Source organism: Streptomyces sp. S186, assembly GCF_051603415.1.
Lineage (GTDB): Bacteria > Actinomycetota > Actinomycetes > Streptomycetales > Streptomycetaceae > Streptomyces.
The window spans coordinates 1,249,623-1,263,880 of sequence record NZ_CP193932.1 but is presented as its reverse complement, the minus strand read 5'-3'; the positions used below and the strand labels follow the sequence as shown (position 1 = coordinate 1,263,880).

At 71.9% G+C, this 14,258-nt stretch carries 12 protein-coding genes; 7 read left to right on the top strand and 5 right to left on the bottom strand.

Translation table 11 applies throughout. The features are described 5' to 3' along the window. Positions 1-142: 142 nt before the first annotated feature. Together ACRAS8_RS05525 and ACRAS8_RS05520 are read right to left on the bottom strand one after the other, a co-directional pair. Complete coding sequence (locus ACRAS8_RS05525; protein ID WP_438484646.1) at positions 143-1,024, bottom strand: class II fructose-bisphosphate aldolase; 882 nt, start codon at positions 1,022-1,024, stop codon at positions 143-145. Between the two features lie 170 nt (positions 1,025-1,194). Then, entirely contained in the window at positions 1,195-2,100 is a 906-nt protein-coding gene (locus ACRAS8_RS05520; RefSeq protein ID WP_438484645.1) for an SIS domain-containing protein, read from the bottom strand. A 395-nt stretch (positions 2,101-2,495) separates the two neighbouring features. On the opposite strand from ACRAS8_RS05520, the gene ACRAS8_RS05515 reads away from it, so the two are divergent. After that, positions 2,496-3,956, top strand: coding sequence for a sugar porter family MFS transporter (locus tag ACRAS8_RS05515; protein ID WP_438484644.1), 1,461 nt, complete (start codon positions 2,496-2,498; stop codon positions 3,954-3,956). Positions 3,957-4,047: 91 nt separating this feature from the next. Here ACRAS8_RS05515 and ACRAS8_RS05510 read toward each other — a convergent pair whose 3' ends face one another. Further along, positions 4,048-4,347, bottom strand: a complete 300-nt coding sequence (locus tag ACRAS8_RS05510; RefSeq protein ID WP_438484643.1) for a YciI family protein — start codon at positions 4,345-4,347, stop codon at positions 4,048-4,050. A gap of 90 nt (positions 4,348-4,437) precedes the next feature. Between ACRAS8_RS05510 and ACRAS8_RS05505 the strand changes: the two genes are divergently transcribed. After that, complete coding sequence (locus ACRAS8_RS05505; protein WP_438484642.1) at positions 4,438-5,160, top strand: endonuclease V; 723 nt, start codon at positions 4,438-4,440, stop codon at positions 5,158-5,160. Between the two features lie 324 nt (positions 5,161-5,484). Here ACRAS8_RS05505 and ACRAS8_RS05500 read toward each other — a convergent pair whose 3' ends face one another. Then, entirely contained in the window at positions 5,485-6,672 is a 1,188-nt protein-coding gene (locus tag ACRAS8_RS05500; RefSeq protein WP_438484641.1) for a saccharopine dehydrogenase family protein, read from the bottom strand. Positions 6,673-6,921: 249 nt separating this feature from the next. Then, entirely contained in the window at positions 6,922-7,656 is a 735-nt protein-coding gene (locus tag ACRAS8_RS05495) for an MgtC/SapB family protein (RefSeq protein WP_438484640.1), read from the bottom strand. Positions 7,657-8,115: 459 nt separating this feature from the next. Between ACRAS8_RS05495 and ACRAS8_RS05490 the strand changes: the two genes are divergently transcribed. The 5 genes from ACRAS8_RS05490 (at position 8,116) to ACRAS8_RS05470 (ending at position 14,230) form a co-directional block, all read left to right on the top strand. After that, a complete protein-coding gene (locus tag ACRAS8_RS05490) occupies positions 8,116-9,252 on the top strand; it encodes a CaiB/BaiF CoA transferase family protein (protein ID WP_438484639.1) in 1,137 nt (378 codons plus the stop codon). Then, entirely contained in the window at positions 9,252-9,458 is a 207-nt protein-coding gene (locus ACRAS8_RS05485) for a hypothetical protein (RefSeq protein ID WP_438484638.1), read from the top strand. The genes ACRAS8_RS05490 and ACRAS8_RS05485 overlap by 1 nt, the downstream gene beginning before the upstream one ends. 97 nt (positions 9,459-9,555) lie before the next feature. Next, a complete protein-coding gene (locus ACRAS8_RS05480) occupies positions 9,556-10,698 on the top strand; it encodes an acyl-CoA dehydrogenase family protein (protein ID WP_438484637.1) in 1,143 nt (380 codons plus the stop codon). An 88-nt stretch (positions 10,699-10,786) separates the two neighbouring features. Next, the gene (locus ACRAS8_RS05475; protein WP_438484636.1) at positions 10,787-12,001 is read left to right on the top strand and encodes an acetyl-CoA C-acetyltransferase; all 1,215 of its coding nucleotides are present in this window, start codon (positions 10,787-10,789) and stop codon (positions 11,999-12,001) included. A 33-nt stretch (positions 12,002-12,034) separates the two neighbouring features. Continuing rightward, positions 12,035-14,230 (top strand): 3-hydroxyacyl-CoA dehydrogenase NAD-binding domain-containing protein, encoded by a 2,196-nt coding sequence (locus tag ACRAS8_RS05470; RefSeq protein WP_438484635.1) that lies wholly within the window; start codon positions 12,035-12,037, stop codon positions 14,228-14,230. The last annotated feature ends 28 nt before the right edge of the window (positions 14,231-14,258 follow it).

Genomic DNA, 14,258 nt, shown 5'->3' with positions numbered 1-14,258 from the left:
TCATCGCCTCCTCATCGCATCCTCGTCCCCGCCGCGTGCTCGGGCGCCGCAGAGCGGTAGTTGTCGCGCGTCCCGGAACCTCCTTCCCGGTGGCCCGGTGGCCCGGTGGCCCGGTGGCCCGGTGGCCGGCGTCCCGTTGGGCTCAGCCCCGCACCGTTGCCTCCGCAGCCTGGAGGTCGGGGGCTGCAACCGGAGTGTTCAGTACCTCCAGCAACCGGGCGGCCTCCTGCGCCACCGCCTCCCGGGCCGGCTTGACGTACTTCCGGGAGTCGACCAGCGCCGGGTCCGAGGCCAGCGTGTGCCGTATCGAGCCGGTGAAGACGGAAACCAGATGCGTGGAGATATTGATCTTCGTCATGCCCGCGGCGATGGCCCGCCGGAGCTCGTCGTCCGGCACTCCGGACGAGCCGTGCAGAACCAGCGGCACCGGGAGAGTCCTGCGAAGTTCCGCGATCAGGTCCTTGTCCAGCTCGGCGGTGCGCTCCCGCATCGCATGGGAGGAGCCGACGGCGACGGCGAGCGCGTCCACCCGGGTGGCTCGGACGAAGGCCAGGGCTTCATCGGGATCCGTACGCGCTCCCGGCGCATGGACCCCGTCCTTCCCGCCGACCTCGCCGAGCTCCGCCTCGACATAGGCGCCCCGCTCATGGCACCAGGCGGCAAGCGCGGCGGTGGTGGCGACGTTCTGTTCGTAGGGGAGGGCGGAGGCGTCCACCATCACCGAGCGCACGCCCGCGGCGATGCCCTGGTGGACCAGCTCGGTGTCGGTGATGTGGTCGAGGTGGACCGCGATCCGGGCCGTCGACTCCTCGGCGAGGGCCAGCGTGGCCCTGGTGAGGGGGAGCAGACTGCCGTGATAGCGGATGCAGTTCTCGCTGATCTGGAGGATCAGCGGGATACCGGTGCGCTCGGCGGCGGCGACCAGCGCCTCGGCGGTTTCCAGATGGATGACGTTGAAGGCCGCGGTACCGACCCGCGCGGCACGCGCGGCATCGACGATCGACGCGGTGGGAACGAGGGGCATGGTGACCTGACTCCCTTGCGGACGGGGTGAGTTGATGTCGAGTGGGTGCGCTGGAGGAGGGGTGGGGAGGAGAAGGGGAAGGGAGGGGAGGGTCGGTCGTGGTGAGGGGGGTGGTGGGTCGGCCGTACGGTGGGTCATGGCCGGGTCACCGCTGGTCCGCCGGAGCGGTCCTAGGACACGGCGGCCTCCTGGAGCATCACCGAGCGGGTCAGGCTGCGCGGACTGTCCGGGTCCAGGCCCCGTGCGCGGGCCCGTTCCAGAGCGACCCGCTGGACCAGCACCAAGTCGGCCAGCGGATCCCGGGCGTGCGACACGAAGCGCGCTCCGGTCCGTGCCACATCCCCCTCAAGTCCCTCCGGCGCTCGACCGAAGAGCCAGGTCACCCGGCCGGGGGCGGCTATCGAGATGGGGCCGTGGCGGTATTCCATCGCCGGGTAGGACTCCGTCCAACTCTGCGACGCCTCCCGCATCTTGAGCGCCGCCTCGTTGGCCAGGCCGTACGTCCAGCCGGTGCCGAGGAACGCGAACTGCTCGGCGTCCACCCACTCCTTCTCCACCGGCGCCGCGAGTGCCTCCTCGGCGTCGGCCACCGCCCGTGCGACGTCCTCGCCCAGGTGGGCACGCAGCAGCGTCAGCGCCGTGGTCGCGAAGCGGGTCTGCACCACCGACCGCTCATCGGCGAACGGCAGCGCCACCGTCTCGTCGGACAGCTCGACCGCCGGCGTGTCGGGGTCGCCGAGCACCGTCACCGTCGGGATCCGGCCCTTGACCGCGTCCAGTACTCGCAGCACCTCGGTCGTGGTGCCCGAGCGGGTGATCGCCACCACCGCGTCGTAGCCGCGGTCGGTGCCGAGGAACGCCTCCGAGGCCGGGAAGGGATCCGTGACGCCCAGTCCCGCGCTCTCGCGCAGGGCCGCGTAGGACTGCGCCATGAACCATGACGTCCCGCACCCGACGACGGCCACGCGCCGGCCGGCCTTGGGCAGCGGCCCGCCGGTGGCGCCGATCCGCGCGGCCTCCCGCCATGTCTCCGGCTGGCTGCGCAGTTCCTGCTCCATGTACGACATCTCGCTCATGGGACGCCCTCCCGTGGTCCGTGACCGGCGACCGAGGCTGCCGATCGATTGCTCTGAGGTCTGAGAATGCACCTGGTCTGCAATTTTTTGCTTCGTTGGATCTGACTCTACGCATTTTCGCGCAGTCGTTCCATCCCTCGTGCGGGTGATGGTGAGTGCGTGGCCACTCCGTGGGTTGGCGGAAACAGGCCGCTGTGCGGCGAGAAGTGAGCGTGGCGCGCAGCGAAAATAGTGGGTAAGTGACTGTTGACAACTGCGTGAAATGTGCCCGATATTCGCAAGATCGGTCATGAGCGCCCGGCTCCGGTGGGTCCGGTCATGGCCGAGGGCGCGGTGCCTCGGCACCCGTCACGCAGTCACGTAGCAATGACGCTCCGTCGCACAAAGGACTCCCCATGTCCACTGCCCCGCTGTCCGCACCGCGCCCCTCACTCCCGACGCCCCGCCGCGCAGGCCGGTGGTTCGCGCTCACCGGCGCCGTCGTCGGCGTCATCTACGGCTACGACACCGGCAGCATCTCCGGCGCCCTGGTCTTCCTCAGCAAGGACTTCGGCCTCACCGAGACCGAAAAGGGGCTGGTCAACAGCATCTTGGTACTCGGGTCGATCCTGGGTGCGCTGATCGGCGGCAAGCTCGCCGACGCCCTGGGCCGCCGGATCACGATGCTGATCGTCGCCGGCTCCTACGCGGTCTTCGTCGCGCTGTCCGCCGTCGCCCCCAACATCGAAGTGCTCGACGCCGTCCGCTTCCTGCTCGGTGCCGCCATCGGCATCTCGATCGTCGCGGCACCCCTCTACGTCGCCGAATCGACGCCCGCCCGGATCCGGGGCGCCTCCGTCGCCTCCTACCAGGTGGCCACCGTCGTGGGCGTCGTCCTCACCTACTTCGTCAACTGGGGCCTGTCCGGCGGCGGTCACTGGCGCTGGATGCTCGGCCTCTCCGCGATCCCCGCGGCGCTCGTCGCGATCCCGCTGCTGCGCCTGCCGGACACTCCCCGCTGGTACGTCCTCAAGGGGCGTACCGAACGGGCCGTCGAGGTCATGGCGGCGACCGATCCGGACGTCGACCCGCACGCCGAGGTCGCCGCGGTGCGCGCCGCGCTGGCCGAGGAGAGCGGCGGCTCGGTGCGCTCACTGCTGCGCAAGCCGTACGCCCGCGCCGCGTTCTTCGTGGTCGGCCTCGGCTTCTTCTGCCAGATCACCGGCATCAACGCCGTGACGTACTACAGCCCGCAGATCTTCGAGGAGATGGGCTTCACCGGCAACGGCCAGAACTTCCTGCTGCCGTCCTTCGTCGAACTGGCCTCTCTTGCCGCCAGCGTGCTGGCGATCCTCATCATCGACCGCCTCGGCCGCCGGGTGGTGCTGCTCTCCGGGATCGGCACGATGGTGGCGATGCTCGCGGTGCTGACCGCCGTCTTCAGTGCGGGGAAGCTTCAGGGGGCCACCACCTGGGTGGGCTTCGTCGCGATCCTCCTGTTCACCGCCGCCTTCAACTTCGGCTTCGGATCGCTGATCTGGGTCTACGCGAGCGAGGCGTTCCCCGCCCAGCTGCGCTCCACGGGGGCGTCGGTGATGCTCACCGCCGACCTGGTCGCCAACCTCCTGATCGCCCAGTTCTTCCCGTCGCTGATGGCCAGGGCCGGTGCCGCCGCGACCTTCGCCGGCCTGGGCGTCCTCGCGCTCGCCGCCCTGCTGTTCGCGGCGTTCACCGCCCCCGAGACCAAGGGCCGCCAGCTGGAGGAGATCCAGGACTACTGGCGCAACGGCGGCCGCTGGCCCACCACGGCCACGCCCGGTCCCGTCGCCGCAGGCCCGCTCGGCGACTCGGCCGCATCTCCGGCGTCGCCCTCCTAGGCCGCCCGCCGAGCCAGTAAGGAGCGCGCGCAGCGCAAGGCCCGGCCTGCCGGATGCGTCCGGCGGGCCGGGCCTTGCGTGCGACGAGGGCTCAGGAGGGGAGCTGTTCCTTGTACTCCACCAGGGCCGGTGCCGTCTTGGTCGCCGCGAACTCGGTGATCCGGTACTCGCAGACCCCGGCGCGGACGAACGGGTCGTCGGCCGTGATCTTCTCGGCGGTCGCCCGGTCGATACCGGCGGCGATGATCACGCCCCCGTCCCGCGGGTTCTTCCGGCCGGACGCGAGGAAGTGGCCGGCGGCGTACCCCTCCTCCAGCCACGCCACATGGTCCGGGAGGGCGGCGTCGACGCGGTCGAGGGGGGCGATGTAGGTCAGTTCCAGTACGAACATGGCTGCAATATAGGGGAGCGGAGGTGGCTCGCGGCGGTCGGTATGCGGCCAGCGGCGCCGGCGCGGCGGTTCGGTAGCGTTGCGGGCACCATGGACACTTCCGGAATCATCTCCCGCGCCGACGAGCTGCGGCACTGGCCGACGGACGAGGCCGCGGCCCGCGCGGTCCAGGACCGGCTGCGCGCCCACGTACGGCTCGACGAGGCAGGCCCGGAGCCGGGCTTCGAGGGCACCGTGGTCGGTGTGGACGTCGCCTACGACGACGAGCGGGACGTGGTCGCGGCGGCCGCCGTCGCCCTCGACGCCCGTACGCTCGCGGTGGTAGACGAGGCCACCGCCGTCGGCCCGGTCTCCTTCCCCTACGTCCCCGGCCTGCTCGCCTTCCGGGAGATCCCCACGGTCCTCGACGCCCTGGATCGGCTCGCCCGGATACCCGACCTGGTCGTCTGCGATGGCTACGGGCTCGCCCACCCGCGGCGGTTCGGTCTCGCCAGCCACCTCGGAGTGCTGACCGGCCTGCCCACCATCGGGGTCGCCAAGACCCCCTTCACCTTCCGGTACGAGGCGCCCGGACCGGAGCGCGGCGCCACCGCACCGCTGTGGGACGACCGGCCGGCGGACGGCGGGCCCGAGGAGGTGGGACGTGCCCTGCGCACCCAGAGCGGCGTCAAACCGGTCTTCGTCTCCGTCGGCCACCGGGTGGACCTCGACCGGGCCTGTGCGCACACGCTCCGTCTGGCGCCGGCGTACCGGCTTCCGGAGACGACCCGGGCCGCCGACTCGCTGTGCCGCAGGGCGCTGGCGAACGCCTGACGGCCCGGCCCTGGGGCGCGCCGAGCGCCGGGCCTAGCAGGCGCCCTTCGGACCGGCCTGCCAGCGCCTGTGTCGGAAGTCCCGCCTGCCCCCCCGACGCCCGGCACGCGCACTCGCTGTGTTGTCGGACCCGCCTCGATACGCCCAGTATCGGGACGACCCTCCGGCTTGCGATTGGCTCGGCTTCCGGGGGCGGCTCCAAGGAGCCGAGACGGAGCGAGCGAGGGGGTACCTCCCGCGCCCTTTAGGCGTGGGGGAGAGTGGAGTGCACCGGACGCCGCGGGGCCGCCCTTCGGGCGAACGACGGGACTACCGACACAGGCCCTAGGCCCGGACCACCCGGAAGGTGATCCCGGCGTCCTGGAGGCGGCGGGTCAGTGCGTCCCCCATGGCCACGGCCGTCGTCACCTGGCCCGCGGTCTCCGGGAGGTCGTCGAAGGCCAGGCTCAGCGCGCCCTCGGCGAGCATCTTCGCGGTTTCGTCGTAGCCGGGATCGCCGCCCGCGACCTCGGTGACCAGGCGGGTGCCGCCGCCCGAGGCCACGAACCGGACCGCGAACCAACTCCGCGCCCGCCGCTCCTGATTCGGCCCCTCGCCCGGTTGCAGCCGGCCGGACATCCAACGACGGGCGGGCGGTACCTGGGCGAGCGCGCACAGCGCCCCCGCTCCCAGCACGCCGGCCACCGCCGTCGGCAGCCGGCGCACCCCCGCGTAGTGGCGGTAGCGGAAGTCCGGCCCGTAGTGGTCGAGGGCGGCGGCGGAGCGGGCGACGACGCGCGGGTCCAGGGTCGGCAGGGGCACGCCCCAGGTGCGGGTCTCCCGGCTGCGGACGGGCGGGCCGAACGGGGCGCGCACGGTACGGCCGGCGGGCGGCGGTTCGGTCCGTCGGCGGGCCCGGGCGGCCCGGGCCATGGTGGCCGGACGGGAGACCGCGGTCAGCGCCGAGGCGAGCGTCCCGCCGGAGAGCGTGGCACGGGTCCGCACGAAGCCGTCGATGCGCAGCGGGACTCCCTTGGGGAGCAGCCCCACCGTGTAGTGCACCCCCAGGTCGTACGGGACGGAGTCGAAGCCGCAGGCGTGGATGAGCCGTGCCCCGGTGGCCCGGGCGGTGGCGTCGTGGCGCAGGTACATCCGGTCGACGAACTCCGGCTCGCCCGTGAGGTCCAGGTAGTCGGTGCCGGCCGCGGCGCAGGCCGCGACCAGCGGCTCGCCGTGCAGCAGATAGGGCCCGACGGTGGTGGCCAGGACGCGGGTGGCGGCGGCGAGGCCGCGCAGCGAGTCCGGGTCGCCGCTGTCGGCCCGGAGCAGTGGGAGGTCCGCACAGGCCGGGTTGACGGCCGCCAACCGGTCGCGCAGCCGCTCCAGTTTGGCCGTGCTGCGTCCGGCCAGTGCCCACCGGCAGCCCTCGGGGGCGTGCCGGGCCAGGTATTCCGCGGTGAGCGCGCCGGCGAATCCGGTCGCCCCGTACAGAACGAGGTCGTGGTCCCGTCCTGAAGTGTCCTGCCGTGGCATCTGCGTCCTCTCTGGTCCGGGGTCCGGACCTTAAGGAGCGGTCGACGTTACGTCAATGAACGGGTGGGGCGTCAGGTGCCCGGCGACCTGCTGGTGTCGGGGCCGCGGCGCGACGCCGGCGCGGAGGGTGGGGCGGATGTCGCGCGAGGGGACTCTTCGTCCGGGGCTGGGTAGCGAGGGGACGGGCGGCAGGGCAGTGTGCACGGGGGAGGGCGTTTCTACGTCAACGCTGATGTGGCCGCCGTCGGGTCACTCCGTGCTGTCGCCGTGCCGCCCCAGTGCGACCCCACGGACGCCGTCCATTTCCGTCAGGGCCTCCACCAGAGGGTGTGCCGATCCGCTGCCCTCCAGACGGAGCAGCACCTCGGCCGCCGTACGGGCCTCGTCCGTGCCGGTCTCCACCTGGACGTCGACGACCCGGAAGCCGCTGCCCGTGCACAGCTCCAACATCCGGCCCAGCAGCCCGTGTTGTGCCTGATAGGTGAGGTGCAGTTCGACCCGGTCGAAGGAGGGGCCCGAGGTGATCCGCTCCGACACCACGGAGAAGCCGCGCACGATCAGGAAGTGCGCCGCGGTCGCGCCGATTCCGAGCAGCGGCAGCCCGCCTCCGCAGGCCATGCCGATGGCGCAGGTCAGCCAGATGGTGGCGGCCGTCGTCAGGCCCCGGACCGCGTCCCTCCGCACGAAGATCAGTCCACCGCCGATGAAGCCGATGCCGGAGACGACCTGCGCGGCGACCCGGGACGGGTCCAGCGCCACGCCGTCGGTGCCCAGCAGTGCGCCGAAGCCGTGGATCGACACTTCCATGAACAGGGCGCTGCCCACCCCGACGAGGGTGTGGGTGCGCAGTCCGGCGCTTTTCTGTCGGGCCTCGCGCTCCAGCCCGATGAGTGAGGACAGCAGCAGGGCTATGGCCAGCTCGGCGAACTGACGCAGTCCCTGACCGGCGTGGATGTCGAACAGTGCGGCAGCGAGATGAGACATGACGGCATTGTCCCTCCGCCGGCCCGGCCTGCGGCGCTCCGCGGGCCGTTGTCAGTGGTCGCGGTTAGCGTTGAGGGCGATGGGCGGCGCGGCGGTCGCGCGGCCCGCCGGTGGCATCGCGGGCGGTGCCGGACGGGGGAGCGGACGTGGAGGACGGCATGACGAAGACGGCAGCGCGCGGGACGGCAGGGGCGCGGGCGAGGGTCTGCGTGCCCGGTCGCCGGATAGCCGCCGGTCTGCTCATCGACCGGCTCGGCGGGGGATAGCGGCGCGGCGGCAGCAGGCGCGCGAAGGCCCGTGGCGGCGATGGCAGTTGAGCATCGTCGGCGCGGGCCTTGTTCGTTGACGGCCACTTGGCACGGGGGGTTGTGGAAAGTGGAACACGTTCTTAACATCACGAGTGTTACATCAGAAGTGTCACAGTGCGGAAGTGTCACGGTGCGGAAGGCATGGGGCGCGATGACGCAGTCAGGGAACGGCCCGCTCGGCGGGGTGCGGGTGGTGGAGCTCGCCGGCATCGGCCCCGGCCCGTTCGCCGCCATGCTGCTCGCGGACCTCGGCGCCGACGTCGTGCGTGTCGACCGCCCCGGCGGCGCCGGACTGCGCATCGACCCGGCCGCCGACCTCACCAACCGCAACAAGCGCTCGGTGCTGGTGGATCTCAAGCAGCCCGCCGGCGTGGCGCAGGTCCTCGACCTGGCCGAGCGCGCCGACGTCCTGATCGAGGGGTACCGCCCGGGGGTGGCCGAGCGGCTCGGCGTCGGCCCCGAGCCCTGCCTGGCGCGCAACCCCCGCCTGGTCTACGGCCGGATGACCGGCTGGGGGCAGCAGGGCCCGCTCTCCGCCACCGCCGGCCATGACATCGCCTATATCGCCATCACCGGCGCCCTCGGCATGATCGGCCCGCCCGACGGCCCGCCCGCCATCCCCGCCAATCTGCTGGGCGACTACGCCGGCGGCTCGCTCTACCTCGTCATCGGCGTCCTCGCGGCCCTCCAGCACGCCCGCGCCGACGGCGGGGCGGGCCAGGTCGTGGACGCCGCGATCGTCGACGGCACGGCCCATCTGACGGCGATGATCCACGGCATGCTGGCGGCCGGCGGCTGGCAGGACCGGCGCGGTGCCAATCTGCTCGACGGCGGCACGCCGTTCTACGGCACCTACGAGACGGCCGACGGCGGCTATATGGCCGTCGGCGCGCTGGAGCAGCGGTTCTACGCAGAGTTCATCCGCCTGCTCGGCATCGAGGACGAGGTCCCCGGCCGGGACGACCTCGCCGGCTGGGGCGAGCTCCGCACCGCCATCGCCGCCCGCTTCCGGACCCGTACGCGGGCGGAGTGGACCGCCGTCTTCGAGGAGTCCGACGCCTGTGTGGCGCCCGTGCTCTCGCTGCGCGAGGCACCCGGGCACCCGCATCTGGCCGCCCGCGGCACCTTCACCGAGCACGCCGGCCTCACCCAGCCCGCGCCCGCACCCCGCTTCTCGGCCACGCCGGGCACGCTCCGCAGACCTCCCGCCCGCCCCGGAGCGGACACCGAAGAGGTCGCCCGCGACTGGTGCGTCCCCAGCCTGGAGCGGAAGGAAGCGGCCCGCTGATGGAGCTCTCCACCACCCTCCCGTACGCGGCCGATCCGCGCCGCGCCGCCGAAGAGGCCGCCGCGCTCGAACGCGCCCGGATCGGTTCGGCCCTCCTCCGCGAGAGGATCGCCGTGTACCGGGAGGCCGGCGTGACGATGCTCAACGTGCAGTCCATAGGCCCCGATCCCGTCAAGCTCGTCGAGACCGTCAAGAACCGGCTCTGAGGGGACCGGGCAAGAGGAAGCGCCCACCGGGGGACACCCCGGGCCCCGGCCGAGCAGCCCCGCCGACCACCCAGGACATCCCCGAAGGGACAGCAGAGTGAAGCGCCAGATCTTCACCGAGGACCACGACGCCTTCCGCGAGACGGTGCGCACCTTCCTCGCCAAGGAGGTGACGCCGCACTACGACCAATGGGAGAAGGACGGCATCGTCAGCCGGGACGCCTGGCGGGCCGCCGGCCGGCAGGGGCTCCTGGGCCTGGCCGTGCCCGAGGAGTACGGCGGCGGAGGCACCACCGACTTCCGCTACAGCGCCGTCCTGGCCGAGGAGTTCACCCGCGCCGGCACCCCCGGCTTCGCCATCGGACTGCACAACGACATCGTCGGCCCCTATCTGACCTCGCTCGCCACCGAGGAGCAGAAGCGCCGCTGGCTGCCCGGCTTCTGCAGTGGCGAGACCATCACCGCCGTCGCGATGACCGAGCCCGGCGCCGGCTCCGACCTCCAGGGCATCCGCACCACCGCCGAGGACCGCGGCGACCACTGGGTCCTCAACGGCTCCAAGACCTTCATCTCCAACGGCATCCTCGCCGACCTCGTCATCGTCGTCGCCAAGACCACCCCCGAGGGCGGTGCGCACGGCCTGAGCCTGCTGGTCGTCGAGCGCGGGGCGGACGGCTTCGCACGCGGCCGCAACCTCGACAAGATCGGCCAGAAGTCCCAGGACACCGCCGAGTTGTTCTTCAACGACGTGCGGGTCCCCAAGGAGAACCTCCTCGGCGAGCTCAACGGCGCGTTCGTGCACCTGATGACCAACCTCGCCCAGGAGCGGATGGCGATAGCGGTCGCCGGGATAGCCGCCGCCGAGCACCTGCTGGAGATCACCACCGGATACGTCAAGGAGCGCGAGGCGTTCGGCCGGCCGCTCGCCAAGCTCCAGCACATCCGGTTCGAGATCGCCGAGATGGCCACCGAGTGCGCGGTCACCCGCACCTTCCTCGACCGCTGCATCGCCGATCACTCCGAGGGCACCCTCGACGCCGTGCACGCCTCCATGGCCAAGTGGTGGGCCACCGAACTCCAGAAGCGGGTGGCCGACCGCTGCCTCCAACTCCACGGCGGATACGGCTACATGACCGAATACCCCGTCGCCCGGGCCTTCACCGACGGCCGCATCCAGACCATCTACGGAGGGACGACCGAGATCATGAAGGAGATCATCGGCCGCTCCCTGCTCGGCTGATCCTCCCCGACCGTGTCCTCCCGGGCCGTGACATCAGCGGCTGACGCCGCGGGCCCCCGCCTCCCCCGGCCGACAGAAAGGCTTTTCAGTGAGCACCGAAGCGTATGTGTACGACGCGATCCGCACGCCCCGCGGCCGCGGCAAGGCCAATGGCGCGCTGCACGGCACCAAGCCGATCGACCTGGTCGTCGGCCTGATCCACGAGGTGCGGCGGCGCTTCCCCGACCTGGACCCGGCCGCGATCGACGACATCGTGCTGGGCGTCGTCGGACCGGTCGGCGACCAGGGCTCGGACATCGCCCGGATCGCCGCGATCGCCGCCGGCCTGCCCGACACCGTCGCCGGCGTACAGGAGAACCGCTTCTGTGCCTCCGGCCTCGAAGCCGTCAACATGGCCGCCGCCAAGGTCCGTTCCGGCTGGGAGGACCTCGTCCTGGCCGGCGGCGTCGAGTCGATGTCGCGAGTTCCGATGGCCTCCGACGGCGGCGCGTGGTTCGCCGACCCGATGACCAACTTCGACACCGGCTTCGTCCCGCAGGGCATCAGCGCCGACCTCATCGCCACCCTGGAGGGCTACTCCCGCCGCGATGTCGACGAGTACGCCGCGCTCTCCCAGGAGCGGGCCGCCGCGGCATGGAAGGACGCCCGCTTCGAGCGCTCCGTCGTCCCCGTCCTGGACCGCAACGGCCTGGTCGTCCTCGACCACGACGAGCATCTGCGCCCCGGCACCACCGCCGACTCGCTGGCGGGCCTGAAGCCGTCGTTCGCCGCCCTCGGCGACGCCGGCGGCTTCGACGCGGTCGCCCTGCAGAAGTACCACTGGGTCGAGAGGATCGACCACGTCCACCACGCCGGCAACTCCTCCGGCATCGTGGACGGCGCGGCCCTGGTCGCCATCGGCTCCAAGGAGGTCGGCGAGCGCTACGGCCTGACCCCGCGGGCCCGCATCGTCTCCGCCGCGGTCTCCGGCTCCGAGCCGACGATCATGCTCACCGGGCCCGCACCCGCCAGCCGCAAGGCCCTGGCCAAGGCCGGCCTGACCGTCGACGACATCGACCTGGTCGAGATCAACGAGGCGTTCGCCGCGGTCGTCCTGCGCTTCGTCAAGGACATGGGCCTCAGCCTGGACAAGGTCAACGTCAACGGCGGCGCCATCGCCCTGGGCCACCCGCTCGGCGCCACCGGCGCGATGATCCTCGGCACCCTCGTCGACGAGCTGGAGCGCCAGGACAAGCGCTACGGCCTGGCCACCCTCTGCGTCGGCGGCGGCATGGGCGTCGCCACCGTCGTCGAGCGCCTCTGACCCCTCGTCCCGCCCCACTACGGAGTACCGACCATGAGTGAATCCACCACCATCCGCTGGGAACAGGACGAGACCGGCATCGTCACCCTGGTCCTGGACGACCCCGACCAGTCCGCCAACACCATGAACAGCGCCTTCAAGGCTTCCCTCAGCGCGGTCGCCGACCGCCTGGAGGCCGAGCAGGACGGCATCCGCGGCGTCATCTTCACCTCCGCCAAGAAGACCTTCTTCGCCGGCGGCGACCTGCACGACCTGATCGCCGTCACCCCCGAGCACGCGCAGCAGGCGTTCGAGGCGGGCAACGGCATCAAGCGTGACCTGCGCCGGATCGAGACGCTCGGCAAGCCCGTCGTCGCCGCGATCAACGGCGCCGCGCTGGGCGGCGGTTACGAGATCGCGCTGGCCTGCCACCACCGCGTCGCCCTGGACGCCCCCGGCACCAAGATCGGCCTGCCCGAGGTCACCCTCGGCCTGCTGCCCGCCGCCGGCGGCGTCACCCGCACCGTCCGGCTGCTGGGCATCACCGACGCGCTGCTGAAGGTCCTCCTCCAGGGCACCCAGTACAACGCCACCCGCGCCAAGGACAACGGGCTGATCCACGAGGTCGCCGAGACCCCCGAGGAACTCCTCGCCAAGGCCCGGGAGTTCATCGATGCCCACCCCGAGTCCCAGCAGCCCTGGGACGTCAAGGGCTACAAGATCCCCGGCGGCACCCCGGCCCACCCGAAGTTCGCCGCCAACCTCCCGGCGTTCCCCGCCAACCTCAAGAAGCAGCTGGCCGGCGCGCCCTACCCGGCGCCGCGCAACATCCTCGCCGCCGCCGTCGAGGGCTCCCAGGTCGACTTCGAGACCGCCCAGACCATCGAGGCGCGCTACTTCGTCGAGCTGGTCACCGGCCAGGTCTCCAAGAACATGATCCAGGCGTTCTTCTTCGACCTCCAGGCCGTCAACGCCGGCCGAAACCGCCCCAAGGACATCGCGCCGCGCACCGTCCGGAAGGTCGGCGTCCTGGGCGCCGGCATGATGGGCGCCGGCATCGCCTACGCCTGCGCCAGGGCGGGCATCGAGGTCGTCCTCAAGGACGTCACCCCGGAGGCGGCCGAGCGCGGCAAGGAGTACTCCGCGGGGCTGCTCGCCAAGGCGCTGGCCAAGGGCCGGACGACGGAGGCCAAGCGGGACGAACTGCTGGCGCGGATCACGCCCACCGCCGAGCCCGCCGACCTCGCCGGCTGCGACGCGGTCATCGAGGCGGTCTTCGAGGACGTCGCCCTCAAGCACAAGGTGTTCAAGGAGATCCAGCACATCGTCGCGCCCGACGCGCTGCTGTGCTCCAACACCTCCACCCTGCCCATCACGCTGCTGGCCGAAGGCGTCGAGCGGGACGACGACTTCATCGGCCTGCACTTCTTCTCGCCGGTCGACAAGATGCCCCTGGTGGAGATCATCAAGGGCGAGCGGACCGGCGACGAGGCGCTGGCTCGCGCCTTCGACCTGGTACGCCAGATCAACAAGACCCCGATCGTCGTCAACGACTCGCGCGGCTTCTTCACCTCCCGCGTCATCGGCCAGTTCATCAACGAGGGCGTGGCGATGATCGGCGAGGGTCTCGACGCGGCCTCCGTCGAACAGGCCGCCGCCCAGGCCGGCTACCCGGCCAAGGTCCTCTCCCTGATGGACGAGCTGACCCTCACCCTCCCGCGCAAGATCCGCAACGAGACCCGGCGCGCCGTCGAGGAGGCCGGCGGCACCTGGGAGCCGCACCCGGCCGACGCCGTCATCGACCGCATGGTCGACGAGTTCGGGCGCACCGGGCGCAGCGGCGGTGCCGGTTTCTACGAGTACGGCGAGGACGGCAAGCGGGCCGGTCTGTGGCCGGGGCTGCGCGAGCACTTCCAGCGCGTGGGCGCCGCCGTCCCGTTCGTCGACATGCAGGAGCGGATGCTGTTCTCCGAGGCGTTGGACACCGTCCGCTGCCTGGAGGAGGGCGTACTGACCTCCGTCGCCGACGCCAACATCGGCTCCCTCCTCGGCATCGGCTTCCCCGGATGGACCGGCGGCGTGCTGCAGTACATCAACGGATACCGGGGCGGGCCCGGACGGGAGGAACTCGTCGGCCTGCCCGGGTTCGTGGCCCGTGCCCGGGAGCTCCAGGCGGCCTACGGCGAGCGGTTCGCGCCCTCGCCGCTGCTGGTCGAAAAGGCCGAGCGCGGCGAGAAGTTCGCCGACTGAGCAGGGCTGGCGGGGGCGGGCCGTGGTG

Coding starts and splice junctions, on each gene's coding strand:
- ACRAS8_RS05515 (WP_438484644.1), top strand. CDS start 2,496: ATGTCCACTGCCCCGCTGTCCGCACCGCGCCCCTCACTCCCGACGCCC.
- ACRAS8_RS05490 (WP_438484639.1), top strand. CDS start 8,116: ATGACGCAGTCAGGGAACGGCCCGCTCGGCGGGGTGCGGGTGGTGGAG.
- ACRAS8_RS05495 (WP_438484640.1), bottom strand. CDS start 7,656: ATGTCTCATCTCGCTGCCGCACTGTTCGACATCCACGCCGGTCAGGGA.
- ACRAS8_RS05520 (WP_438484645.1), bottom strand. CDS start 2,100: ATGAGCGAGATGTCGTACATGGAGCAGGAACTGCGCAGCCAGCCGGAG.
- ACRAS8_RS05505 (WP_438484642.1), top strand. CDS start 4,438: ATGGACACTTCCGGAATCATCTCCCGCGCCGACGAGCTGCGGCACTGG.
- ACRAS8_RS05510 (WP_438484643.1), bottom strand. CDS start 4,347: ATGTTCGTACTGGAACTGACCTACATCGCCCCCCTCGACCGCGTCGAC.
- ACRAS8_RS05525 (WP_438484646.1), bottom strand. CDS start 1,024: ATGCCCCTCGTTCCCACCGCGTCGATCGTCGATGCCGCGCGTGCCGCG.
- ACRAS8_RS05470 (WP_438484635.1), top strand. CDS start 12,035: ATGAGTGAATCCACCACCATCCGCTGGGAACAGGACGAGACCGGCATC.
- ACRAS8_RS05485 (WP_438484638.1), top strand. CDS start 9,252: ATGGAGCTCTCCACCACCCTCCCGTACGCGGCCGATCCGCGCCGCGCC.
- ACRAS8_RS05500 (WP_438484641.1), bottom strand. CDS start 6,672: ATGCCACGGCAGGACACTTCAGGACGGGACCACGACCTCGTTCTGTAC.